At 67.8% G+C, this 24,125-nt stretch carries 26 protein-coding genes and 1 pseudogene; 15 read left to right on the forward strand and 12 right to left on the reverse strand.

Features of this window, described 5'->3' with window-relative positions; all coding sequences use genetic code 11:
* Position 1: 1 nt before the first annotated feature.
* Complete coding sequence (locus V6K52_RS11885) at positions 2–457, reverse strand: hypothetical protein (protein WP_353950324.1); 456 nt, start codon at positions 455–457, stop codon at positions 2–4.
* Between the two features lie 187 nt (positions 458–644).
* On the opposite strand from V6K52_RS11885, the gene V6K52_RS11890 reads away from it, so the two are divergent.
* From V6K52_RS11890 to V6K52_RS11920, 7 genes are all read left to right on the forward strand, one after another.
* Positions 645–1,223, forward strand: coding sequence for a heme-copper oxidase subunit III (locus tag V6K52_RS11890; protein WP_353953771.1), 579 nt, complete (start codon positions 645–647; stop codon positions 1,221–1,223).
* A gap of 75 nt (positions 1,224–1,298) precedes the next feature.
* Entirely contained in the window at positions 1,299–2,102 is an 804-nt protein-coding gene (locus tag V6K52_RS11895; protein WP_353950325.1) for a c-type cytochrome, read from the forward strand.
* Between the two features lie 49 nt (positions 2,103–2,151).
* Positions 2,152–3,282: a Rieske 2Fe-2S domain-containing protein gene (locus V6K52_RS11900; RefSeq protein WP_353950326.1), complete on the forward strand. Its 1,131-nt coding sequence runs from the start codon at positions 2,152–2,154 to the stop codon at positions 3,280–3,282.
* On the forward strand, positions 3,279–5,075 hold the full coding sequence (locus V6K52_RS11905; RefSeq protein WP_353950327.1) for a ubiquinol-cytochrome c reductase cytochrome b subunit: 1,797 nt from the start codon (positions 3,279–3,281) through the stop codon (positions 5,073–5,075). The genes V6K52_RS11900 and V6K52_RS11905 overlap by 4 nt, the downstream gene beginning before the upstream one ends.
* Positions 5,076–5,311: 236 nt before the next feature.
* Positions 5,312–5,725, forward strand: coding sequence for a YciI family protein (locus tag V6K52_RS11910; RefSeq protein WP_353950328.1), 414 nt, complete (start codon positions 5,312–5,314; stop codon positions 5,723–5,725).
* Positions 5,726–5,749: 24 nt separating this feature from the next.
* Positions 5,750–6,904, forward strand: coding sequence for a DUF6596 domain-containing protein (locus tag V6K52_RS11915; protein WP_353950329.1), 1,155 nt, complete (start codon positions 5,750–5,752; stop codon positions 6,902–6,904).
* A 12-nt stretch (positions 6,905–6,916) separates the two neighbouring features.
* Positions 6,917–7,270: a metallopeptidase family protein gene (locus V6K52_RS11920; protein WP_353950330.1), complete on the forward strand. Its 354-nt coding sequence runs from the start codon at positions 6,917–6,919 to the stop codon at positions 7,268–7,270.
* A 51-nt stretch (positions 7,271–7,321) separates the two neighbouring features.
* Here the strand turns inward: V6K52_RS11920 and V6K52_RS11925 are convergent, their stop codons facing one another.
* The 3 genes from V6K52_RS11925 to coxB are packed head-to-tail and all read right to left on the reverse strand — an operon-like array spanning position 7,322 to position 10,418.
* Positions 7,322–7,726: a cytochrome c oxidase subunit 4 gene (locus tag V6K52_RS11925; RefSeq protein WP_353950331.1), complete on the reverse strand. Its 405-nt coding sequence runs from the start codon at positions 7,724–7,726 to the stop codon at positions 7,322–7,324.
* 3 nt (positions 7,727–7,729) lie between these two features.
* On the reverse strand, positions 7,730–9,460 hold the full coding sequence (gene ctaD / locus V6K52_RS11930) for a cytochrome c oxidase subunit I (protein ID WP_353953772.1): 1,731 nt from the start codon (positions 9,458–9,460) through the stop codon (positions 7,730–7,732).
* A gap of 31 nt (positions 9,461–9,491) precedes the next feature.
* Positions 9,492–10,418 (reverse strand): cytochrome c oxidase subunit II, encoded by a 927-nt coding sequence (gene coxB / locus V6K52_RS11935; RefSeq protein ID WP_353950332.1) that lies wholly within the window; start codon positions 10,416–10,418, stop codon positions 9,492–9,494.
* 60 nt (positions 10,419–10,478) lie between these two features.
* On the opposite strand from coxB, the gene V6K52_RS11940 reads away from it, so the two are divergent.
* Both V6K52_RS11940 and V6K52_RS11945 read left to right on the forward strand, forming a co-directional pair.
* Positions 10,479–11,609 (forward strand): aminotransferase class V-fold PLP-dependent enzyme, encoded by a 1,131-nt coding sequence (locus V6K52_RS11940; protein ID WP_353950333.1) that lies wholly within the window; start codon positions 10,479–10,481, stop codon positions 11,607–11,609.
* Positions 11,606–11,851: a sulfurtransferase TusA family protein gene (locus V6K52_RS11945; protein WP_353950334.1), complete on the forward strand. Its 246-nt coding sequence runs from the start codon at positions 11,606–11,608 to the stop codon at positions 11,849–11,851. Before V6K52_RS11940 ends, V6K52_RS11945 begins: the two co-directional genes overlap by 4 nt.
* 3 nt (positions 11,852–11,854) lie before the next feature.
* Here the strand turns inward: V6K52_RS11945 and aat are convergent, their stop codons facing one another.
* Positions 11,855–12,568 carry a leucyl/phenylalanyl-tRNA--protein transferase gene (gene aat / locus V6K52_RS11950; protein WP_353950335.1) on the reverse strand — a complete coding sequence of 238 codons (714 nt, stop codon included), beginning with the start codon at positions 12,566–12,568 and terminating at the stop codon, positions 11,855–11,857.
* Positions 12,553–13,536, reverse strand: coding sequence for a carbohydrate kinase family protein (locus V6K52_RS11955; RefSeq protein WP_353950336.1), 984 nt, complete (start codon positions 13,534–13,536; stop codon positions 12,553–12,555). Before V6K52_RS11955 ends, aat begins: the two co-directional genes overlap by 16 nt.
* Positions 13,537–13,680: 144 nt before the next feature.
* Between V6K52_RS11955 and V6K52_RS11960 the strand changes: the two genes are divergently transcribed.
* From V6K52_RS11960 to V6K52_RS11970, 3 genes are read left to right on the forward strand one after another with little or no spacing between them, the layout of a single operon-like run.
* Positions 13,681–14,046, forward strand: coding sequence for a PadR family transcriptional regulator (locus V6K52_RS11960; protein WP_353950337.1), 366 nt, complete (start codon positions 13,681–13,683; stop codon positions 14,044–14,046).
* Entirely contained in the window at positions 14,043–14,579 is a 537-nt protein-coding gene (locus tag V6K52_RS11965) for a hypothetical protein (protein ID WP_353950338.1), read from the forward strand. Before V6K52_RS11960 ends, V6K52_RS11965 begins: the two co-directional genes overlap by 4 nt.
* 59 nt (positions 14,580–14,638) lie before the next feature.
* Positions 14,639–15,364: a flavodoxin family protein gene (locus V6K52_RS11970; protein ID WP_353950339.1), complete on the forward strand. Its 726-nt coding sequence runs from the start codon at positions 14,639–14,641 to the stop codon at positions 15,362–15,364.
* A gap of 119 nt (positions 15,365–15,483) precedes the next feature.
* On the opposite strand, the gene V6K52_RS11975 is transcribed toward V6K52_RS11970, so the two are convergent.
* The 4 genes and pseudogenes from V6K52_RS11975 to V6K52_RS11990 form a co-directional block, all read right to left on the reverse strand.
* Complete coding sequence (locus V6K52_RS11975) at positions 15,484–15,879, reverse strand: iron-sulfur cluster assembly accessory protein (protein ID WP_353950340.1); 396 nt, start codon at positions 15,877–15,879, stop codon at positions 15,484–15,486.
* Positions 15,880–15,999: 120 nt separating this feature from the next.
* Positions 16,000–17,172 (reverse strand): glycerate kinase, encoded by a 1,173-nt coding sequence (locus V6K52_RS11980; RefSeq protein WP_353950341.1) that lies wholly within the window; start codon positions 17,170–17,172, stop codon positions 16,000–16,002.
* 131 nt (positions 17,173–17,303) lie between these two features.
* Complete coding sequence (locus tag V6K52_RS11985; RefSeq protein WP_353950342.1) at positions 17,304–17,474, reverse strand: hypothetical protein; 171 nt, start codon at positions 17,472–17,474, stop codon at positions 17,304–17,306.
* Positions 17,444–17,716: pseudogene (locus V6K52_RS11990) on the reverse strand (hypothetical protein); the annotation flags it as partial. The gene V6K52_RS11985 and the pseudogene V6K52_RS11990, both read right to left, overlap by 31 nt.
* 327 nt (positions 17,717–18,043) lie before the next feature.
* Between V6K52_RS11990 and V6K52_RS11995 the strand changes: the two are divergent.
* From V6K52_RS11995 to nadA, 3 genes are all read left to right on the forward strand, one after another.
* On the forward strand, positions 18,044–19,702 hold the full coding sequence (locus V6K52_RS11995; protein ID WP_353950343.1) for an FAD-dependent oxidoreductase: 1,659 nt from the start codon (positions 18,044–18,046) through the stop codon (positions 19,700–19,702).
* Positions 19,702–21,090, forward strand: a complete 1,389-nt coding sequence (locus tag V6K52_RS12000; RefSeq protein ID WP_353950344.1) for an ATP-binding protein — start codon at positions 19,702–19,704, stop codon at positions 21,088–21,090. Before V6K52_RS11995 ends, V6K52_RS12000 begins: the two co-directional genes overlap by 1 nt.
* 278 nt (positions 21,091–21,368) lie before the next feature.
* The gene (gene nadA / locus V6K52_RS12005) at positions 21,369–22,562 is read left to right on the forward strand and encodes a quinolinate synthase NadA (RefSeq protein ID WP_353950345.1); all 1,194 of its coding nucleotides are present in this window, start codon (positions 21,369–21,371) and stop codon (positions 22,560–22,562) included.
* Between the two features lie 11 nt (positions 22,563–22,573).
* On the opposite strand, the gene V6K52_RS12010 is transcribed toward nadA, so the two are convergent.
* Entirely contained in the window at positions 22,574–23,515 is a 942-nt protein-coding gene (locus tag V6K52_RS12010; RefSeq protein WP_353950346.1) for a hypothetical protein, read from the reverse strand.
* Positions 23,512–24,075 (reverse strand): sigma-70 family RNA polymerase sigma factor, encoded by a 564-nt coding sequence (locus V6K52_RS12015; protein ID WP_353950347.1) that lies wholly within the window; start codon positions 24,073–24,075, stop codon positions 23,512–23,514. Before V6K52_RS12015 ends, V6K52_RS12010 begins: the two co-directional genes overlap by 4 nt.
* Positions 24,076–24,125 lie beyond the last annotated feature (50 nt).

Consider the following 24,125-nt stretch of genomic DNA (forward strand, 5'->3'; position numbering starts at 1 on the left):
GTCAGAGTGAGGCGCGCTTGCGCGCGAGTCCGGCGATCGCCTCGGCAACCTTGATTGGGTCGAGAGGGTGCGACACGGCGTCGTCGGCGAGCGACCAGGCGGCCAGCCAACCGTCCTGCGGGCGGCCCGTGAGAACGAGGATCGGCGGGCAGTTGTAGATCTCGTTCTTGAGTTCCCGGCACAGACCGAGGCCACCGTTCTTGGCAGCCTCTCCGTCGAGGACGACGACGTCCCAGCCACCGGCGTCGAGCGCCTCGGTGACGGCGAAGGCAGTCGCGCACTCGAGCCATCGGGTGACCTCGACATCGCGGGCGGGACGCCGTCCTGCGGCAGCGCGCACGGCGTCGCGCGTCGTGATGTCGTCGCTGTAGAGAAGGACCGACACCTGCCGGACTGAGTCACTTCCAGTGGTCGCCGGGGCCGTCGTCGCGTGGTCAACCGGGTGCGCTGAGGTCATGGCTGCATCCTAGCCACGCGGGTTTCCCTGAGCTTTCCTTGGGCCGACACCACGAACCCGGGGGGCGGTGCAGCATTCACAGACGAATGACGCAATAATGACGCTCGTGGCGATCGCAGAAACAACGACTCGAGTGTCCGGTCCGGTTCCCAGCATCCCGGACTACGGTCCGGCGACCCGACCCAACATGGTCGCGGTCGGGACGATGGTCTGGCTGGCCAGTGAGTTGATGTTCTTTGCGGCTCTGTTCGCCTTCTACTTCTCCCTGCGAGGCAACCTGCCCGGGCAGTGGCTCGAGCGCACCGAGCAGCTCAACGTCCCCTTCGCCTTCGCCAACACGGTGATTCTCGTGGTCTCGTCGGTGTGGTGCCAGCTCGGCGTCCTGCGCGCCGAGCGTGGCCAGGTCGCTCGCACCGGTTCACTGCTCCAGGCGAACCAGTGGGGCATGCGTGAGTGGTACGTCCTCACCTACATCTTCGGCTCGATCTTCATCGCCGGTCAGGTCTACGAGTACGCCCACCTCGTCCACGAGGGCGTCACGCTGAGCACTGACTCCTACTCCTCGATCTTCTATCTCGCGACCGGCTTTCACGGCATGCACGTGACGGGTGGCCTGATCGCCTTCCTCCTCATCATCGGTCGCACCTTCACGACGCGCCGTTACACGCACCTCCAGGAGACTGGCGCCGTCGTCACCTCCTACTACTGGCACTTCGTCGACGTCGTGTGGATCGCGCTCTTCGCGATGATCTACCTGCTGAAGTGACGTGGTCACCCTGAGCACTGACCTGACCCGCTCCCCCGGACAACACCTCCCCGAGACCCCCGACAGGACCGCACCGTGAACGCACTGGCAGCCCGCCGCCGCCACCCGGCAGCGATCGCCATCCTGCTCATGCTCGGCCTTCTCGTGACCGGCTTTGCCTACGCTGCGGTCGCACCGCAGCCGGCCACAGCCGAGGCGAGCACGGCCGAGGACGTCGCCGCAGGCAAGCAGCTCTTCCAGGCCAACTGCGCCTCGTGCCACGGCGTCAACGCCGAGGGACGCGCTACCGGCAACGACGACAAGATCGCCGGACCTGCACTCGCGGGCGTCGGGGCCGCCGCGGTCGACTTCCAGATGGGCACCGGCCGGATGCCGATGCGTGCGCCGAGCGTCCAGGCGGAACGGGCTGATGTCCAGTTCAGCCAGGAGGAGATCGACAAGGTCGCTGCCTACATCGCGTCCCTGGCAGCCGGCCCCGCCGTCCCCTCCGAGGAGGACGTCGACGCAAGCCAGGGCGACCCCGCCAAGGGTGGCGAGCTCTTCCGCGTCAACTGCGCCATGTGCCACAACTTCGCCGGCGCCGGCGGCGCCCTGACGCGTGGCAAGTACGCCCCGTCCCTCGATGGTGTGTCGCCCAAGCACATCTACGAGGCCATGCAGACCGGACCACAGTCGATGCCGGTCTTCAGCGACGGCAACATCGCTCCCGAGGACAAGCGCGACATCATCGCCTTCCTCAAGTCGGTCGAGGATGCGCCCCAGCAGGGTGGACACGCCTTGGGCTCCCTCGGACCCGTCACCGAAGGCTGGTTCGCCTGGTTCTTCGGACTCGGCATCATGATCGCTGCTGCCGTCTGGCTCGGCCAGAAGTCGGCCTGATCATGCGCACCGCCGCTTCCCACTCTCCGTCGACAGGATCGAACGACCGATGAACGAGCAGGACAGCCACTCCACCGGAAGCGAGGTCACCCCCGCGGGTGAGTTCGGATCCAGTGCCGTACGCCTCGACCAGGGTCACGTCGTCGGTGACGGCGGCATCCCCGAGCGTTTCGAGAACCCGGGCTTCGCACCGCACATCCACCGCGGCGCCGACCTCGACGAGATCGCCGCAAAGCGGGCCGAGCGCGTCGTCGGCGGTCTCTTCCTCATCTCGATCCTCGGCACGCTCGCCTTCGTCGTCGCCTACTTCGCGATCGACACCACGGCGACCATGTTCATCCCCGGCATCGGCCAGACCAACGCGCTGCACGCGGTCCTCGGCCTCACCATGGCCGCGTCGCTCCTCGGTATCGGCTTCGGAGCGGTCCAGTGGGCCAAGACCCTCATGCCCGACGAGGAGGAGGTCGAGATGCGTCACCCGATGCGCTCGGCCGACGAGCACCGCGAGAACTTCGTCAAGATCCTCGGTGACGGCGCCGAGACCTCGCACCTCACCCGTCGTCCCCTCATCAAGTACGCCATGGGCGGAGCCCTCGGCCTGTTCGCCGTGCCGGTCGTCCTGCCGCTCCTCGGTGGGCTCGGGCCGATGCCCGGTGACGACTTGTCGGTCAGTTTCTGGAATGGCGACCAGGAGGAAGACGGCAGCTATCCCAACCAGCCGCTGCGCCTCATGCGTGACCCGCAGAACACTCCGATCAAGGCGAGCGACGTGACCATCGGCTCGGTCTTCCACGTCATGCCCAAGGGCCTGCTCGACCTCGAGTCGCACATCCTCGAGGAGAAGGCCAAGGCCGCGGTCATCGTCATGCGCCTCGACCCCGACGACATCAAGTCACAGAAGGAAAAGGACTGGGGTCACCAGGGCATCGTGGCCTACTCCAAGATCTGCACCCACGTGGGTTGCCCCGTGGGTCTCTACGAGCAGCAGACGCACCACCTCCTCTGCCCGTGTCACCAGTCCACGTTCGACGTGACGCAGGACTGCAAGGTGATCTTCGGTCCGGCCAAACGGCCACTTCCGCAGTTGCCGATCACCGTTGACGACGAGGGTTACCTCATCTCCAAGGGCCCGTTCAAAGAGGCCACTGGGCCGAGCTTCTGGGAGCGTGGTTCCGCATGAGCACCGAGACCTTCCCCACCGACCGTCCGGCGGACCGCCTCCGCGACGGCGACACCGAGGTCACCCCCGGCTCGAGCGCTGGGGCCCGCAAGGCTGGCGGCGTCGCCGGCTGGATCGACGATCGCACCAGCGCCGCCAAGGGCGTCAACTACCTGCTCCGCAAGGTCTTCCCCGATCACTGGTCGTTCATGCTCGGCGAGATCGCGATGTACTCGCTCATCATCTGCCTGCTGTCCGGAGCCCTGCTGACTCTCTGGTTCGTCCCCAGCGCCGGCCACGTCGTCTATGACGGCTCGTTCGTCCCGCTGCGTGGCCAGGGCATGTCCGAGGCCTACGCCTCGACCCTCGACATCTCGTTCGACATCCCCGGTGGCCTGCTCATCCGGCAGATCCACCACTGGGCCGCCCTCATGTTCATCGTCGGCCTCACGGTCCACATGTTCCGGGTGTTCTTCACCGGCGCCTTCCGCAAGCCGCGTGAACTCAACTGGGTCATCGGCACGGTCCTCGCGCTCCTCGCAGCCATCGAGGGCTTCGCTGGCTACTCCCTTCCGGACGACCTTCTCTCTGGTACGGGTATCCGCGCCATGGAGGGCTTCGTCCAGACCGCGCCGGTCATCGGTTCCTACCTCGCCTACGGGATCTTCGGCGGGCCATTCCCCGGCGAGGCGATCATTCCCCGCCTCTACTCCGCGCACGTGCTGCTCATCCCGGCACTGCTCGTGGGCCTGTTCACCGCGCACATCGTCCTCGTCGCGGTGCAGAGGCACACGCAGTTCCCCGGCCCGGGTCGCACCAACGACAACGTCGTCGGCTACCGCGTCATGCCGGTGTATGCCGCGAAGGCCGGCGGGTTCTTCTTCATCGTCTTCGGGATCATCGCCCTCATCTCGGCGTTGTTCACGATCAACCCGATCTGGGCCTACGGCCCCTACGACCCCTCCCCCGTCACGGCGGGTTCACAGCCTGACTGGTACATGGGCGCCTACGACGGCGCGCTGCGTCTGCTGCCCGGCTGGCTGGAGTTCGAGCTCCTCGGGTCCACCCTGTCGCTCAACATCGCGCTGGGTGCCCTCGTCCTGCTGCCTCTGGTCTACATCGTTCTCGGCACCTACCCGTTCGTCGAGCGTTGGGTCACGGGCGACGACCGCGAGCACCACCTGCTCGACCGTCCGCGCAACAACCCGACGCGCACCGGCATCGGCATGGGCGGAATCGTCGCCTACTCGGTGTTCATGTTCGCCGCGGGCAACGACATCATTGCCCTCAAGCTGGGCATGTCGATCAACGACATCACCCGGGCGTTCCAGATCGGTCTGTTCGTCCTGCCTCCGCTGGCGTTCTGGGTGACCAAACGCATCTGTCTCAGCCTGCAGCGGCACGATCGCGAGCTCGCGCTCCACTCACGCGAGTCGGGTCGGATCATCCGCGGGGCCGACGGGTCGTTCCACGAGCGTCACGACGCCCTCACCGACCGAGAGCGCTGGATCCTCGTTCAGCACGAGCCCGTTGCCCCGCTCGAGTTGACGCCGGACGTCGACGAGAACGGCGTGGCCCGCCCTGCAGCCCGCAAGGACCGACTGCGTGCCAAGGTGTCGCACTTCTACTACAAGGATGCGGTCAACCCCGTCACGCCGGCCGAGCTCGCAGCGGCACACCACGACGGCCAGCACGCCGAAGCGATCGAGGCAGGCTCCGAGCACGGGAGCATCGACGGCGGTGACGGTGCTGACACCGACGCCGGAGCCAGCGAGGCCCGCGGCATCAGCACCGGCAGCCCCATCAGGGAGTGAGCTGGGCGGCGAGCCGCAGCTGGCTCGCCGCCTCACCAACGACAGCGACCTCGAGGACCCTTGTCCTCGAGGTCGCTGTCGTTGGTGCGAGCCCGGCTTCAGTCCCGGGTCACCCCGCAACGACCCATTCCTGTGGTCTTCGCGAAAGGATGGTCGCAGGATGTCGAGAACCGGCACCCGGCTCCGTCTCAGTGGTGTCGGTAGCCACTCGGGCTGCCCCGGACGAAGGAGAGATCATGGCCAAGTACCTGCTTCTCAAGCACTATCGAGGCGGCCCCGAGCGTCAGCTCCACGAGGATGTCCCCATGGAGCAGTGGGACCCCCAGGAGGTCACCGACCACATTGCCTTCATGGGCCACGTCGCCGACACGCTTCGCGAACGAGGTGAGTTCGTGGACGAGCGGGCGCTGTCCCCCGAAGGCACGTTCGTCCGCTTCGGCGGAGAGGGCAAGGCACCCGTCACCGACGGCCCATTCGCGGAGACAAAGGATCTCATTGCTGGCTGGATGGCGATCGACGTCGACTCGCTCGAGCGTGCCCACGAGGTGGCCGCCTTCCTGTCGTCGGCCCCCGGTCCGGGCGGCACGCCTCTGCACGAGTGGATCGAGGTTCGCCCGTACCTCGAGAACCCGCCCGAGATCGACAACTGATCCAGATCAACGACTGACCTGGCTGTGACCGAGCTGGAGGAACTCTTCAAGGACCTGGGTCCGCGGGTTCTCGGCGTCCTCGTCCGACGCGGCGCAGACTTCGCCACGGCCGAGGACGCCGTCCAGGAGGCCCTCCTCGAGGCGCACCAGCGCTGGCAGGACCAGCGGCCCGCCGACCCGTTCGCGTGGCTTGTGACGGCAGCGTGGCGCAAGCACCTCGACAGCGTGAGGTCACGAAGCGCTCGGCAGCGCCGCGAGATCGCCGACCACCTCGAGCCAGGGACGGGCAGCGTGACCGGGACCGACGAGACCCTCCTCCTGCTCTTCCTCGCCTGCCATCCCGCCCTTACGCCCTCAGCCGCAGTGGCGTTGACCCTGCGTGCCGTCGGAGGCCTGACGACGCGTCAGATCGCCACCGCCTACCTCGTGCCCGAGGCGACGATGGCCCAACGCATCTCCAGAGCGAAGCGGACCCTGGCCCAGGAGCGACTCACCGAACCCGGCGATCTCGGCGTCGTGCTCCGCGTTCTCTATCTCATCTACAACGAGGGCCACACCGGTGAGATCGACCTCGCCGAGGAGGCCATCCGCCTGTCCCGTCAACTCGCAGCCTCGACCAGCGACCCGGAGCTGCGTGGGTTGCTGGCCCTCATGCTGCTCCACCACGCGCGCCGACCGGCCCGCTGGACGCCCGCCGGTGCCCTTGTGAGCCTTGCTGACCAGAATCGGACACTCTGGGACAGCGCCCTCATCGCCGAAGGCGTCGAGATCCTCCAGAGCGCCCTCGCGCAGGACCGACTCGGCGAGTTCCAGGTGCAGGCCGCCATCGCGGCCCTCCACGCCGACGCCCCCACGGCCAACGAGACGGACTGGACCCAGATCCTCGAGTGGTACGACGAGCTCATGCGGCTGCACCCGACCCCCGTGGTCGAGCTCAACCGGGCCGTCGCCGTGGGCGAGGCCGATGGAGCGCTGGCTGGTCTGGCTGCGGTGGCGCGCGTGCCCGAGAGCGTGCCACGGCACGCCGCCGTCCGTGCCTACCTTCACGAGCGGGCGGGCAACCATTCGCAGGCACAGACCTTGTATGCCGTGGCGGCCCGTGCCGCCGGCAGCGAGGCCGAGCGCGACCACCTGACCCTGCAGGCGGCCCGGCTGCGTCTCAGCGCCCCGGGGGCATGACAGGGTTGGCCTGTGGAGCCCATTGACGCTGCAGCATTCGAGTCGATCGTCGAGGACTCTCTCGACGAGGTTCCGGGGGAACTCATGGCGATGCTCGACAACGTCGTCTTCCTGGTCGAGGCGGAGCCCCCCTCGGATGAGCCGGACCTGCTCGGCGTCTACGACGGTGTCCCGCTGACCGAGCGCGACTCAGGGTGGGGTCTGGGCAACCTCCCCGACCGGATCACGCTCTTCCAAGGGCCGCTCACTCGCATGTGCGACGACTTGGACGATCTGCGTGAAGAGATCGCGGTGACCGTCGTCCATGAGATCGCGCACCACTTCGGCATCGACGATGCAGCGCTCCATGAACTCGGCTGGGGCTGACCCCCGGCCACGCCGCGACTCCGGTCACGCAACAACCGGTCACGCAACAACTCAGAGGGCGTGCGGGCCCTTCCAGTACTCGAAGACCCAGCCGACGAGTGCCGGGATCACGAAGAAGGTTCCGAGGGCGACCAACCACCAGCCGATGGCCAGACCGAGGAAGATCAGGGCACAGGAGGCGGCGAGCCAGAGCGGCCACCAGCTGTAGGGGCTGAAGAAGCCGTAGTCCCCGGCGATGTCGCTGATCTCACCGAGCGGGTCATCCTCAGGCGGGACGCCGTCTAGTTTGCGACGGGTGATGTTGAGGTAGCCAGCGATCATGAAGCCGAGCAGGGCACCCACGGTCAGCCCGACGACACCGACTGGCTCGGTGAAGTCGCTCCAGAAGCCATAGATGACAGCCACCACGGCCGCGAAGCCGCCGAAGATCCAGAAGATCCGTTCCATTGCCAGCATCGGTCAGGACTCCTTGTTCTTCGTCGTCGAGGACATCGCCTGGTCCCCGAGATCGGCCGGACCCATGGCCTTGACGAGACCGCTGCGCTCATAGCCAGCGGGTGCGGCTTCGGGGTGGTTCAAGTCGAAGGCCGGGCGCTCGGAGCGAATTCGCGGGATCGAGTTGAAGTTGTGGCGTGGCGGCGGGCAGGACGTCGCCCACTCGAGCGAAGCGCCGTATCCCCACGGGTCATCGGTCTCGACGAGCGGCGCGTAGCGCCACGTCTTCCAGACGTTGTAGAAGAACGGCAGCATGGATGCACCGAGGAGGAACGCTCCGCCAGAGGAGATCTGGTTGGCCAGGGTGAAGCCATCCTCGGGGAGGTAGTCGGCGTAGCGACGCGGCATACCCCAGATGCCCAGCAGGTGCTGGATGAGGAAGGTCGTGTGGAACCCGACGAACAGCATCCAGAAGTGGATCTTGCCCAGTTTCTCGTCAAGCATGCGACCGGTGAACTTGGGCCACCAGAAGTAGAAGCCACCGAACATCGCGAAGACGACTGTGCCGAAGACGACGTAGTGGAAGTGCGCCACGACGAAGTAGCTGTCGGTGAGGTGGAAGTCGAGGGCGGGGCTCGCAAGGATGACACCCGTGAGACCACCGAAGAGGAAGGTCACGAGGAAGCCGAGCGACCACAGCATCGGGGTGTCGAAGGTGAGCTTTCCGCCCCACATCGTGCCGATCCAGTTGAAGAACTTCACACCGGTCGGCACCGCGATGAGCATGGTCATGATCGCAAAGAACGGGAGGAGCACCTGGCCCGTGCCGTACATGTGGTGGGCCCAGACCGAGACCGACAGCGCGGCGATGGAGATCGTCGCGTAGACGAGGGTCTTGTAACCGAAGATCGGTTTGCGGGAGAACACCGGGAGGATCTCGGAGATGATCCCGAAGAACGGCAGGGCGATGACGTAGACCTCTGGGTGCCCGAAGAACCAGAAGACGTGTTGCCAGAGCATCACGCCGCCGCTTTGCGGGTCGAAGATGTGCGCCCCGAACCGTCGATCGGCACCGAGCGCGAACAACGCGGCGGCCAGTGCCGGGAAGATGAGGAGGACGAGGATCGACGTGATGAGGACGGTCCACACGAAGATCGGCATCCGGAACATGGTCATGCCCGGAGCGCGCATCGTCAGGATCGTGGTGATGAAGTTGACCGAGCCGAGGATGGTGCCGAAACCGGCCAGCGCCAGACCGAAGACCCAGAGATTGCCACCCATGCCGGGGCTGTAGGACGAGTCCGACAGCGGCGTGTAGGCGAACCATCCGAATGCGGCCGCGCCACCCGGGGTGAGGAAGCCACCGGCGGCGATGAGCCCACCGAAGAGGTAGAGCCAGTAGGCGAACATGTTGAGTCGGGGGAACGACACGTCGGGCGCGCCGATCTGGAGCGGCATCAACGCGTTGGCGAAGCCGGCAAACAGCGGCGTCGCGAACAACAACAGCATGATCGTGCCGTGCATCGTGAAGAGCTGGTTGAACTGGTCGGGGTTGTCCACGACCTGCATGCCCGGCTGGATCAGCTCGGCGCGGATGATGAGCGCCATGACGCCGCCCATGAGAAACCACGCGAACGAGGTGATGAAGTAGAGGTTGCCGATGACCTTGTGATCGGTCGTGGTCATCCACTTGACCACCGTGGCGCCCGGTGCGAGTCGTGCGTGCGGACGCGTGGCCGCACGCTCGCGGAGCATGGTGGTGGATTCGGTTGCCGCGCTCATCAGGTCAGTTCCTCAGTTCCTCGGGCAGCTTCTTGTCCTCGCCAGGAACCAGGCCCGAACCCTCGCGGTTGAGGTCGGTGCCCAACATGCCGGTCTGGCCGCGGGACTTCAGGTCGGCAAGGTGCGCATCGAAGTCGGGGCGGGACACGACCTTGACGTTGAACAACATCTGCGAGTGGTAGGCGCCACACAACTCGGCGCACTTGCCCTTGAAGGTGCCTTCCTCGGTCGGAACGACCTGGAACTTGTTGACCTTGCCGGGGATCATGTCGAGCTTCTGCAGGAACTGCGGGACCCAGAACGAGTGGATGACATCGCGGGATGTGAGCACGAACTCGACGCGCTCGTTCACCGGCAGATACATCGTCGGGATGGTCTCCTCGGCGCCGGGCTCACCCGTCAGGATGGCCTGCGTGCCCACCTCGTGGACGTCGGCCTCGACGTAGTTGAAGTCCCAGGACCACTGCTTGCCCACGACGTTGACCGTCACGGCCGGGTCCTGCTTGGTGTCCAGCAGGGCCGTCTGGTCCTTGGCGGTGTAGAAGAAGAACACCGCGATCATGAAGATCGGGAGGATCGTGTAGAGGATCTCGAGCGGCACGTTGTAGCGCAGCTGCACGGGGAGCTCGTTGTCGTCGCGGCGTCGGCGGTAGGCCACCACGCACCACAGGATGAGGCCCCACACGAGGGCTCCCACGACGAGGAGAGCGATCCAGGCGCCGATCCAGAGGGTCCGAACCCGGTCGGCGTTCTCGGTGACGCCTCGCGGCAGGAAACCGTCCTTGACGTCACCCAACTCGCAACCGCTGAGGGCCACCATCGCCACCACGGCCAGAGCGGCCCATGTGGCCACGCTGCGGCCGCGTGAGCGGGGCTTGAAAGGGTCGTGCTGAGGCACCGTGGCACCCTCCTGCTTCGTCTGCTGGAACACGGGGAAACACTAGTGCATGGGGCGGAACTTCCCGGGGACGGGTGGCGTTACGGTCGTGAGGTGCTGGACGCCACCCGCAGCCCTCTGCACCCCTCCGCCCGCGACACGCTGCTCGCGGCCCTTGACGCGGGGTGGGCCGACCCTCGACGACTCCATCGGGAGGGTCGCCGGGCCCGGCACCTGCTCGACCGTGCCCGTGAGAGTCTCGCCGAGTCACTCGATGCCCGCCCCGACGAGATCACCTTCCACCCCAGCGGCGCCCACGCCCTGCGGACAGCAGCGGCGGGGCTGCGGCACGCGCGTCGGCGGGTCGGCGCTCGGGTCATCACCTCCGCCGTCGATCAGGCGGTCCTGCTCCACGAAGCGCACGAGGCCGACCCGGACTTCGCTCCTCTTCCGGTGAACCATCTGGGCCGCCTGCTGCCCCAGACCCTTGAGACGGCTCTCGCAGACGGACCGCCGTCCGCAGCCGTGGCGCTCCAGCACGCCAACGGCGAAGTCGGCACGATTCAGCCCCTCGAGCATCATTTTTCGGTATGCCGTGCGGCTGGCCTCCCGCTCTTGGTCGACGGCTCGGCGTCGTTGGGGCGGATGGCCACCCCCGAGACCTACGACGTGCTCGTGGGTGATGCCGCCACCGTGGCCGGCCCGCCCCTGGGTGTGCTCGTGGTCCGCACCGGCACCCGCTTCGACCTGCCCGGCCCCCGGTGGGAGCCCGAGCACGGTCGTGAGCCGGCCGACCCCTGGGTCCCGCTCGCTCTCGCCGCCGCCGAGGCGTGGCAACAGGCCGTCCCCAGGCGGGCCGCCGAGTCCGCTTCGGCTCGCGCCCTCATCGACCAGATCCGCAACGCCGCGGCCGGCGTCAAGGACGTCGACGTCGTCGGCGACCCGACCGACCGGCTCCCCCACGTCGTGACCTTCAGCGCTCTCTATGTCGATGGCGAGAGCATCGTCGACGCCCTCGACCGCCTCGGCATCGTCGTTGCGTCCGGGTCCGCCTGCACCTCCAGCCGTCTGGAACCCAGCCACGTCCTCGCCGCCATGGGTGCCCTCACCCACGGCAATGTGCGAGTGACCCTCCCCCTCGAGTCCGTCTCCCCCGACCGTGCCAGCGACGTCGACGCGCTCTGTCGCGAGCTCCCGGGAGTCGTCGCCGACCTCCGCGACCGGCTCGGAGTGAGCGACCTGTGAACCGCCATCATGGCGAGCCAGACCCTGCGCCAGATCTTGACGCCCGAGGGCTCAAATGTCCCCTGCCCGTGATCCAGCTCGCTCGACTCGCGCGCGAACTTCCCTCTGGCACAGAGCTGCTCGCGCTGGCGGACGACCCAGCTGCCGAGGCGGACATCCCGGCGTGGGCAAGGATGCGTGGGCACTCAGTGACGCTCGAACGCCTGGGCGAGCACACGGCATACACCGTCATTCTGGGTTGAGACTCAGCCGAACGAGACGGGCGGCGCCTGCAATGCCGCACCGAGCGCCGCGAGGTAGCGCTCGCGTGGCCACTCCGTGACGCCGAGCCGCTCGAGGTGCTCGGTGGACCACTGCACGTCGATCAGCCGGCGCGGGTCGTCGTCGGCATGGACGATGTCCACCAGTGCGGCGAGGGCGACCTTGGAGGCGTCCCGCTCGGAGTGAAACATCGACTCACCGGCGAACAGCCCACCGATGGCAATCCCATAGAGGCCACCGACGAGGACGCCGTCGCGCCACGTCTCGACGCTGTGCGCCCAGCCCAGTCGGTGGAGCTCGGTGTATGCCGCGATGATCTCGTCAGTGATCCAGCGCCCCTCCCGATCGGGGTCGGCGCAGCGCTCCATGACGTCCGTGAAGGCGGTGTCGACGCGGATCTCGAACCGGGCGCGCGCCTTCTTGAGGGAGCGTCGTTCGCGGAACCCGCCGGGCACGAGGATGCCGCGGGGCTCCGGCGACCACCAGCCGATGGGTCGGGCGCCGTGGTCGCCGAGCCCCATGGGGAAGAGGCCTGCACGATAGGCCACGAGCAGCGTGCCCGGCTCGAGGTCGGCCCCAGCGGCGACGAGGTCCTCGTCGTCGGTGGGACGCAGATGGCCCAGAGCCCACTCGCTCGGCGGCGGCTCGACGGGCGGGAAGGGGACGTTCACCGGCGTGGGGGTCAGGGCCTCACGCACATGATGTGCGGCTCGACCTCGGCGGCGGAGTCGTCGCCGTAGGACTGCGCGAGGCGGTCGAGGAACTTTGCCTTGTCGAGGACGTATTCCTGGGTCCCGATGGTCTCGAGGACGTAGGTCGCGAGGAGGGAACCGATCTCGGCGCAGCGGCGGTGGCCGAGTCCGGCCGAGAGCCCGGTGAGGAAGCCAGCGCGGAAGGCGTCGCCGACGCCGGTCGGGTCGGCCCGGCGCGTCTCGCCGGCGATGGGGACCTCGATGGGCTCCTCACCGCGAGTGACGATGACGGCGCCGTCCTTGCCCTTGGTGATGACGCGGGTGGTCACCTGGGCCGCGATGTCGGCAGCACTCCACCCGGTCTTCTGCTCGGTGAGGTGCGCTTCGTACTCGTTGGTGAAGAGGTAGTCCGCGCCCTCGATGAGCTTGCGGATGAACGGCCCGTCGGCGAACGCGAGCTGCTGCGACGGGTCGGCAACGAAGGTGAGACCGCGACTGCGGCACTCGTCGGTGTGGCGAAGCATCGCCTCCGGATCGTTGGCCCCGATGAGGACCAGGTCGAGCGGTGTCGCGCCCTCGATCGGCCCCAGCTCGATGAGCCGCGCCTCGCTCATGGCCCCGGCATAGAACGTCGCCATCTGGGCCATGTCGTCGTCGGTCGTGCAGACGAAACGTGCCGTGTGCTTGGTGCTCGAGATGAGGACGTGGTCGCAGTTCACGCCGTGTCGGGTCAGCCAGCTGCGGTAGTCGCCAAAGTCCTCTCCGGCTGCGCCGACGAGCAGCGGGTTCTGGCCGAGAGCAGCCATGCCGAAGCAGATGTTGCCGGCCACTCCCCCCCGACGGATCTCGAGCGTGTCCGCGAGGAAGCTCACCGAGATCTTGTCGAGCTGCTCGACGACGAGTGAGTCGGCGAACCGGCCTTTGAAGGTCATGAGGTGGTCGGTCGCGATGGACCCAGTGATAGCAATACGCACGTCGGCAACTTACCCCGTCATCCCCAGCGTCCTCCCCTTGGCGTCCGCAACCGCGTTCGCCCGGCGCGAAGGCGCCCGGCGTGAACGCGTCAGGCGCCGTCGCGGTACTTGACATTGCATAGTACTAGGCGTCACAGTGGAGCGGTGCCCACCCATGACCCGCAGATGCTCAAGGGAGTCCTCGGACTTCTCCTCCTGAGCGCCCTCTCGACCGGCGACCACTACGGCTACGGCCTCGTGACCCAGCTGCGCTCCGCGGGCTTCGACGAGCTGGCCGAGGGCACGGTCTATCCCGGTCTCACCCGACTCGAGAACGCCGGCCTCCTCGACTCCTACCTCCTGCGCAGCGCGTCTGGTCCTGCCCGCAAGTACTACCGCCTGACCGACGCGGGTGCCACCGAGCTCATCCATCGGCGCGCCTCGTGGAGCGACCTCGTCGAGTCCGTCGCCACCGCCACCGCCACCGCCACGTCAACCACCGCCCACACCGCCCCAGGGGAGCCCACATGAACCTCGTCGACCGTGCCCGTATCGAGTACGCCGTCCAGCGCTATGGCTTCTGGCTCGACCTTCGGGGCGTGCGAACCGCGCGACGTCGGGAGCTGCGCGCCGAGCTGCGCAGCAACCTCACCGACGCCGCCGCCGACATCGGCCTGACGCCCGCACTCTTCGGCATCGGCTCGCCCAAGCAACTTGCGTATGCAGCGCAGCCGGGTGACCCTGCTCGACCTCGGTGGCAGCACGGGTTCATGGCGGGGACCGCGGTGTTCACGCTCCTGGTGTGGGGTCTGCTGGCCACGAGCCTCACCATCCTGCAGACCATCGAGGCCGCGGGCGTGTCCCACGAAGTCGAGGTGCAGACCTTCCCGTGGTTCGGGACGACCTTCACGGCCCAGCACTCGCCCGGGACGATCGATGCCGGCATCCAGGGGCCGTGGTTGCTCCTGGTCCTGCCTCTGGTGGCCTTCGTCCTGGTCTCACAGCCCTGGCGCCTGCTGCGCTCGAAGGGACCCGCACCCGCGGCCGCCGCTGACAGAACCTGACGGCACCTGACCATTGCGGTCCCTTGTTGTGCGCCGGCCAACGGGGCAGAGTGCCGGGCATGGACACCCCCCGCTGGCAGGACTCCGACTTCACCGGCCTCAGGGCGATCATCTTCAACTGCACGCTCAAACGCTCGCCCGAGAAGAGCCACACCCAGGGACTCATCGACGTCAGCACGGCAATCATGGAGAAGCACGGAGTCGAGGTGGAGGTGCTGCGCGCCGTTGACCACGACATCGCCACTGGCGTCTATCCCGATATGACCGAACACGGCTGGGCGAGTGACGAGTGGCCCTCGATCTTCGAGCGTGTGAGCTCCAGCGACATCATCGTCATCGCCGGACCGATCTGGCTCGGCGACAACTCGAGCGTCACGAAGCAGGTCATCGAGCGCCTCTATGCCATGAGTGGCGAGACCAACGACCAGGGCCAATACATCTACTACGGCAAGGTCGGTGGCGCCATCATCACCGGCAACGAGGACGGCATCAAGCACTGCGCGTCCAACATCCTCTACAGCCTCCAGCACCTCGGCTGCTCCATCCCACCCAATGCCGACGCCGGGTGGATCGGTGAGGCTGGCCCGGGACCGTCCTACCTCGACACGGGCAGTGGCGGCCCGGAGAACGAGTTCACCCAGCGCAACACGACGTTCATGACCTGGAACCTCATGCACCTCGCGTGGCTGCTCAAGCAGGGCGGCGGCTTCCCGGCCGGCGGCAACGAGCGGGTCAAGTGGGACCAGGGCGCAAACTTCGACCACCCCAACCCCGAGTACCGCTGAGGCGCGCGGCTCGCTCCGCTGAGGACCCTGACATCGGCGAAAGCCACGCCCCGGCATACGCCGCAGGGCCCCTCACCACGACGGTGAGGGGCCCTGCTGGTGTGCCGGGTGGCTACGACTCAGCTGAACGAGTCGCCGCAGGCGCAGGAACTGCCGGCGTTGGGGTTGTCGATGGTGAAGCCCTGCTTCTCGATGGTGTCGGAGAAGTCGATCGTGGCGCCGACGAGGTAGGGGGCGCTCATGCGGTCGATGACAACCTCCACACCGTCGAAGTCACGCACGAGGTCACCGTCGAGGGAGCGCTCGTCGAAGTAGAGCTGATAGATGAGACCGGAACAGCCGCCGGGTTGCACGCCGACTCGCAGACGCAGGTCTTCGCGACCCTCCTGTGCGAGAAGCGATTTGACCTTGCCCGCAGCGAGGTCGGTGAGGAGAACCTCGTGGGCCGGCGCCTCGGTTGTGGTCGCGGCCTCGGTCGCGGTGTCGGTCACGGCCTGGGTGTCGAGCTCGCTCATGGGTGACTCCTGTGATGCGTCGGGGCTCGGGATGGACTGGTGGTGTGCATCAGGTCGCAACTGCTGTCGGCCGCGATCTGTTCCCGAACGCTTCCCCTAGCGTACGTCGGTTGCGGCGGATCACCGAGCAGGGGACCACGTTCTGGCGACCCGGGCGGCTCTGGCACGCAGGGTGCCGACCGGGTCCAGCAGCGCGGCGTCGACCTGTTCGGGAGTCTCGGCGACGGCATACGTGCCGCTGATCCCCAGTCCCATCGTCTCGCGACGACCGACCAGGACCTGCCCGGCGAGCACCACGCTCGGCAGGCCTGCCTCCAGAGCTGCCACTGCGACGCCCGCGGCAACTTTGCCCTGCAGGCTCTGCCAGTCGAACGTGCCCTCCCCCGTGACGACGAGGTCGCAACCGTGGACGACGTCCCGGAATCGCACGGCCTCCAGGACGAGATCCACCCCGCTGACCCGGCGTCCGCCCAGAAGGAACAAGGCGTAGCCGAGCCCACCGGCTGCACCTGCTCCCGGCTCACGCTCGAGCCGCCGCGGGGCACCAGTGAGCAGGTCCAGGGGCTCGGGCACGGTGCGGGCCACGATCTCGGTGAAGCGACCTAGAGCACCTTCGAGCGTTTGGGCGAGCTCGGGCGTCGCACCCTTCTGCGGGCCGAAGACGGCACTGGCGCCCTTGAACCCGAGCAGCGGATTCTCAACGTCGGTCGCGATGACGAGGTCGACGCCGGCGAACTGCTCACGCACCGACAGCAGGCCGGACAACGCGTCGTCGGGCGCGGCCGCAAGGGCGCTGCCACCTCGAGCGAGGTGCTCGATCGGACCGGCACCCAGGGCTGCGAGCAGGCCGGCGCCACCGTCGTTGGTGCTGCTCCCCCCGAGCCCGACGACGATGCGGTTCGGCTTCTCGGCCAGGGCAGCCCGGAGCAGCTGGCCGACCCCCCATGTGCTCGTGAGTGCGGGATTGCGCTCGTCCGCGGCGAGCAGGTGCAGGCCTGCGGCCTGAGCCGATTCGATGTATGCCGTTCGCTCACCTTCCGCTCCGACGACAAGAATCGCGGCCGGCACGTCGCGGCCGAGCGGGTCGCTCACGGTGAGGGCGACGATGTCGCCGTCGAGGGCCCCGGCGAGGACGTCGAGGAAGCCCGGGCCGCCGTCGGACAGTGGGAGGAGGGTCAACGTGTCCGCAGGGGCGGTGTCGTGCCACCCTGCAGCCATCGCCTCCGCGGCCTGAGTGGCCGTGAGGGTTCCGGTGAAGCAGTCCGGGGCGATGACGACGTGCACGGCACGCACCGTATCTGGTGCACGACGCTGACCGCCACGGTAAGTCCCCGGCTTGCTCAGCCACCACGGGCCGGACCCGGACGCGCCGAGGGCCGGCCACCAGGTGGGTGACCGGCCCTCGGCCGTGCTGCGCTGCTGGGTCAGGAATGGTCGCCACCGTGGTCGTGGTCGTCGTGCAGACCACCACCGCTCGTGGCGCCGACTCCGACGGGCGTGCCGTTGACGTGCTGGCCGGGAGGCGCCACCGGGCGGCCCTTGCCAGCGTTGACGTCAGCCGTGCTCATCGCGTAGGTGACGACGGCGTGTGCCATGGCGTCCGAGTTTCTCGTCGATCGCCCTGAGGTTGACGTTGGCGACGGATCTCGGACTCGGTGTCGGTCTTGATGTGCAGCGTCGTGCCGGGAGCGGACAGCTCCACGCCCACGGCATAACCCGCGCCGACGACAGGGATGGTCACCACGGGCGCGCCGAGCGTGCCCGCGACCGGGCCGGTGCGGCCCGCCTGACCTTCGTTCATCACGACAACGGCCGACGCGCCGGCAGCCTGGGCGAGCTCGGCCTTGGAGCGTCAGCTGGACCGGTGTGACGGGAGCAGTGACGTCATCCGAGCCCGAATAGGTCATCGTCGCGAAGTCGGTGCCGTTGATGTAGGTCTTGGGCGAGGGAGCAAATCGGTTCATCACGGCCGGGGAGAGCTCGCCATAGAAGGGGAACTCGAACTCCTGGACCAGAGGTGCGAGCGAGGATGGCCCATAGGCCCCCGGCCCCACCGCGGAGCTGTCCCGGCAGGGCCTCTGCGTGTTCCTGTGTATCGCCAACAGCCCGGGCCGCCTGCTGGCAGGATCTTGGATCACCACGCACGACGACGGAATGAGCCGACATGGCCTCCAAGCCCACCATCCTTGCCGTGGATGACGATCCGGTGGTGTCCCAGGCGATAGCGCGCGACCTTCGCAAGCGCTATGGCGGGGAGTACAGGTTGGTGTCGGCCACCTCAGGGGTCGAGGCCCTCGGGCTGCTGGACGAGCTGATCCTGCGAGACCGGTCAGTGGCGCTTGTGGTCTCGGACCAGATGATGCCGCAGATGACCGGGATCGAGATGCTGGCGGAGGTGCGCGAGAAGTCCCCTGAGTCCAAGCTCCTGCTCCTGACGGCCTATGCCGACACCGACGTCGCCATCAGGGCGATCAACGACATCGCCCTCGACTACTACATGTTCAAGCCCTGGGACCCGCCCGAGGAGCACCTCTACCCCATCGTCGACGGTCTCCTCGACGACTGGATCGGCGCACACCCGCCGGAGATCTCTGAGGTGCGCGTTCTCGGCCACCGGTGGTCGGAGCGCAGCTACGAGATCAAGACCTTCTTGGCGCGCAACCATGTTCCCTACCGATGGCTGGACCTGGAGCGCGACGAAGAGGCACGACTCCTCCTGGATCTCGCGAACCGAACGGTTGACGACCTCCCTCTGGTCCTGGTGCCAGACGGTGACTCGCTGGCCTCTCCGTCGACGCGTGAGCTCGCCACCGCGCTGGGCCTGCGCACCCGAGCGGAGCAACCCCTCTATGACCTGTGCATCGTCGGGGCCGGACCGGCCGGCCTCGCCGCGGCCGTGTACGCAGCCTCGGAGGGACTGTCCACGGTGGTCGTCGAGCGTGACGCACCGGGGGGTCAGGCAGCCCAGAGCGCGTCGATCGAGAACTATCTCGGCTTCCCGAAGGGTCTGTCGGGAGCGGACCTGACCCACCGAGCCGTGGCCCAGGCGGCCCGGTTCGGCGCGGAGACCGTCCTCGCGAGTGACGTCACCGGGTTCGAGACGAGAGGGCCTGTCCGCGCAGTCCTTCTCGAGGGTGGCGACGCCATCGAGGCGCGGGCCGTCCTGGTGGCCACAGGCGTGTCCTACCGTCGCCTCGATGCGCCCGGGGTCAAGGAGCTCGCTCTGCGAGGTGTGTACTACGGGGCCTCGGCGAACGAGGCCCTTCAGTGCGAGGACGAGGACGTCTACATCGTGGGTGCTGCGAACTCCGCCGGGCAGGCGGTGCTGAACTTCGCCCGGCATGCGCGGCGTGTCGTGATGCTGGTGCGCGGACATGAGCTGGCCGCCGGGATGTCGCAGTATCTGGTCGACCGGATCCGCTCGACGCCGAACGTCGAGGTGCGGCTAGGCACCGAGGTCGCAGCCGTCTCCGGATCGGGACATCTCGAGCGCCTCACCCTCGTTGACCGTGCGTCGGGAGACGAGGAGGAGGTGAAGACCAGCTGGCTCTTCGTCTTCATCGGCGCCACTCCCCGCACCGACTGGGTGGGCGAGGTGGCCCGCGATGCGAAAGGCTTCCTCGTGACCGGGCAGGAGATGATCGCGAGCCCAGGTGGGGAAAGGTGGCCGCTCCCGCGTGCACCCTTCGCGCTGGAAACCAGCGTCCCCGGGGTCTTCGCTGCAGGTGATGTCCGGCAGGACTCGATGAAGCGTGTCGCTTCGGCGGTCGGCGAAGGTGCCATGTCGGTCTATCTGGTCCACCGCTACCTGGCGACGATCTGATGACGCTCGAGGACCTGCGCCGGATCCCGCTGTTCGACGATCTGAGCGACGCGCAGCTCGGACAGCTCGTGGATGCAGGCAGCGAGATGGTCGCCGAGCCGGGCGAGGAGCTGTGGCGCGAGGGCCAACCTGCCGACACCTGGTGGGTCATGCTGGAGGGTTCGGTGAACCTGCTCAAGCGCGTTGGCAAGGAGGAGACGGTCGTCGGGGCCATGACCACCCCGGGACAGTGGGCGGGCGGGTTCGCCGCCTGGGACCCCAACGCGCTGTGCTTCGCGACAGGTCACGTGGTGGAGCGCACACGACTCCTGCGTGTCCCTTCCCGCGACCTCGGCAGGCTCGGCAACGAGTGGTTCGCGTTCGGGGTGCACTTCATCCGCGGACTCGTCGACACCGTGCGGCGAGTGGAGTCCAACGCCCGACAGCGCGAGGCCCTTGTCGCGCTGGGGACGCTCGCGGCCGGGCTGGCCCACGAGATCAACAACCCCGCCGCGGCCGCCACTCGGGCCGTGGACTCGCTGGCGACGACCTCGCAGGCCCTGGTCTCGTCCATGCTGCGCCTGGTGTCGCAAGGCATCACGCCGGAGCAGGTGGTTCGACTGGAGGAGCTGCGGCGCGTCGCTGCTCCGCAGGCAACGGCGCTCGATCGGCTCGCGGTGGCTGACCGTGAGGACGAGCTGTCGGACTGGCTCGCGGACCACGGTGTGGATGAGGCCTGGACGCTCGCTCCCGCCCTGGCTGCAGCGGGAATGGACACGAGGTGGTGCGACGAGGTGGAGGAGGCCCTTGGGTCGGCCGCGCTCGCACCCGGCATCGAGTGGGTGGCCCACTCGCTGACCGTGCACACGCTGTTGTCGGAGGTCAAGGACGCGACCGGTCGCATCTCCAGCCTCGTCGGGGCCGTGCGCTCGTACTCCCAGCTCGATCGTGCAGGAGTGCAGCGCATCGACGTGGTCGAGGGGCTCGAGAGCACGCTCACGATGCTCGCCCACAAGCTCGAGGGCATCACCGTCGAGCGCGACTTCACCCCAGAGGTGCCGACGATCGAGGGCATCCCGGGCGAGCTCAACCAGGTGTGGACGAACCTGATCGACAACGCCGTGGACGCCATGGACGGGGTGGGCACCCTTCGCGTGTCGACCCATCTCGACGAGCTTGGGCTCGTCATCGTGACGATCGAGGACTCCGGCCCCGGTATGCCTGCCGATGTGCAGGCGCGTGCCTTCGAGCCGTTCTACACCACGAAGGACGTGGGCAAGGGCACCGGACTCGGACTCGACATCTCCCGACGGATCGTCGTCCAACGCCACTCCGGAGACATCTCGATCGACTCGCGTCCCGGCCAGACCAGCATGCGGGTGAGCCTGCCGGTGGGCGGGCAGAGCTGATCCCGGCCGGACATGCGGTGGCTGGTTCGAGTCACCCGTGGTTGCGTCGTGGAGGGACTCCTCGCACTCAGGGACCCGCACGCACCGACACATGACCCGCCAGGGCTTTGACGGTGAGGACTACGTCGGCCAGCCCAATGGTCGACGAGGACCACTGGACCACCCTCAAGGACTACCAGCACATGGAGATCCCTCAGCCCTGACCGACCCGTGGGGTCCCGGACCCCACGCTCAGGGCAGGCAGCACACCCACCTGGCACGCGGCATACGATCGTCGTGTGACGACCACGCCCATTGCCCCGCTCCCGCTCCTTGTCCTCGGCCAGGGACGCGACCTGCGCTCCGAGCGCGGCGTCGAGTGCCCCGGCGACCTCCCGGCGCCGTCGGACCCCAACCTGGTCGCCCGGGCGCGTGCCGCCAAGGAGGCTCTCGGGGACAAGGTGTTCGTCCTGGGTCACCACTACCAGCGCAACGAGGTCATCGAGTTCGCCGATGTCACCGGCGACTCGTTCAAGCTGGCCAAGGAGGCTGCGGCGCGCCCCGACGCCCCGTGGATCGTCTTCTGCGGCGTCCACTTCATGGCCGAGTCGGCCGACATCCTCACGAGCGAGCACCAGACCGTGATCCTGCCCGACCTCGCAGCTGGTTGCTCCATGGCCGACATGGCGGCGATCGCGCAGGTCGAGGACTGCTGGGAGCAGTTGGCGCAGGCAGGCGTTGCTGACCAGACCGTCCCCGTGACCTACATGAACTCCTCGGCCGCGATCAAGGCCTTCACCGGCCGTCACTCCGGCACCGTCTGCACGTCCTCGAACGCCAAGACGGCGCTCACATGGGCGCTCGGTGAGTCCGGCGGGGTCGAGGGCGAGGGCAAGGTGCTCTTCCTCCCCGACCAGCACCTCGGCCGCAACACGTGGGCGCGCGACCTCGGCGGGTCGCTCGACGACTGCGTCGTCTGGGACCCGCACCGTCCCATGGGTGGCCTGACCATCGAGCAGGTGCAGGCCGCCCGGATGATCCTGTGGCGCGGACACTGCTCGGTGCACGGGCGCTTCACGACAGCGGCCGTCGAAGCAGCCCGCGCTGGCATCCCCGACGTCAAGATCATCGTCCACCCAGAGTGCCGCCACGAGGTCGTCGAGCTGGCCGACGAGGTCGGATCGACCGAGAAGATCATCCAGACCATCGCCGCTGCCCCCGATGGCACCGCCTGGGCAGTCGGTACCGAGCTCAACCTCGTCCAGCGCCTGGGCCAGATGTTCCCCAAGCAGCGGATCACCTTCCTCGAGAAGAATGTCTGCTACTGCTCGACGATGAACCGGATCGACCTGCCGCACCTCGTGTGGACGCTCGAGTCACTTGTCGAAGGGCGCGTCGTCAACGCGATCCGGGTCGACGCACAGGTCGCCGCTGACGCCAAGGAGGCTCTCGACCAGATGCTGGCCCTGCCCGGCGAGACCAGCAAGGACTGACGCACGACCGGTCAGGTGAGGCGGACCCACTTCTGTCGACTTCCCGCCGGGGAGCAACCGCCGTCCGCGCTGGTCGTGGTCATGACCCCCAGATCGATGACAACCGAGGAGAAGCGCAGCACGCACTCAGCTCCCTCGGTGGCATCGGGCCGGAACACTGGAGGCGCGTCGTCTGACACCGTCACCCGGCCACGCTGGTCGGGGTTGGTCGCTCCATCACCGTCGTCATCGACAACATATGAGAGGACGTCGCCTCCCCAGGGGCTTCCCACGGCCAGGACTGTGCCCGTCTCCGCGTGCAGCCAGACGCCGTTGATGAAGGGCGACCACTGGATGGACCCCGGGTCGTCCGTCGTGGACTTCGGGGAGAGCTCGCCGCTCGGGTACGGCGCGGGAGCGACGCGCTCGAGGTCCATCTCCCCGGTCTCGATGCGGCAGGGGCTCGTCAGCAACACGATCGTGACCACCCCCGGACGCACGTTCCTGATGCGCCACGTCTCGTCGCATTGCTCCGCTGACTTCACGGTGTAGACCTCGCCGGAGCGCGCAACGATCCGGTCACCCGCGTGCCCCTTGAGATAGTCGTCGGCGGTGGAGTGCGCGGAGAACTCGCCCTCTGCGGTGAACTCCCAGACCCACGGGCTGTCTGGCACGTTCTGCCACGTGCCGACGAGGTCGGCGGGGACGAGGGGCTGGTCCGACACCGGCAATCCCGCGGGACGCGATAGCTCCCGATCTCCCTGCCGCTGCGCCACGCCAACCGTGAGGACGACGAGCACAGCTGCCGCTGCCACTGCCAACCGCCACCGCCGATGCGACGACTCCGTACGCGCCTTCACCTCGATGAGGCCGTTCAGCCCGCTCTCCATCCGTGCGACGTCATGGTCCGTCACCGCCACGTCGTCCATGGCCTCGTGCAGCGCGACGTGCAAGGCGAGCTCCTGGGCGTTCACGGTGCCACCTCCAGTCCGACGTGCAGTGCGGCCAAGGCCCGGCTGGCGTGCTTCTTGACTGACCCCACCGACACCTGCAACAGCTCGGCGGTCTGGCGTTCGGTGAGGTCGAGGTAGTAGCGGCACACGATGACCTCGCGCTGACGCGTGGGGAGGGTTCTGACCTGGCTCGCGATGCGTTGGGATGCCTCATGCGCGAGAGCGTCAATGTCGGCACCTGGCAACTCGACAAGGTCGGGACGGAGTGGTTGGACCACGCGGACCGTGCGTGCCCGCTGCCGGTGCACCGACCGGCAGCGATTGACGACGGCGGCCCGGAGGTAGGCCCGGCTCGCCGAGTGGTCCCGCAGCGAGCCCCAGTTCCGGTGGAGCGAGATGAACGCGTCCTGGGCCGCCTCCTCGGCCGCTCCGCGGTCCCCCGTGAGGGCGTAGCCCAGGCGGACGAGGTCTGCGCAGTGCGCCCGGAAGAGCGCGCCGATGGCTTCGTCACGACCTACGTCGGTGACCGTGTCCGGCACACCCGTGCTGGCCCGGTTCATCGATCGCAGAAGTGGACTCACACCAAGAGAGTCGCACCGGAGAGCCAAAAGGTTGACCGCCCACGAGAACT

The sequence above is a fragment of the Knoellia sp. S7-12 genome (assembly GCF_040518285.1).
Taxonomy (GTDB): Bacteria; Actinomycetota; Actinomycetes; order Actinomycetales; family Dermatophilaceae; genus Knoellia.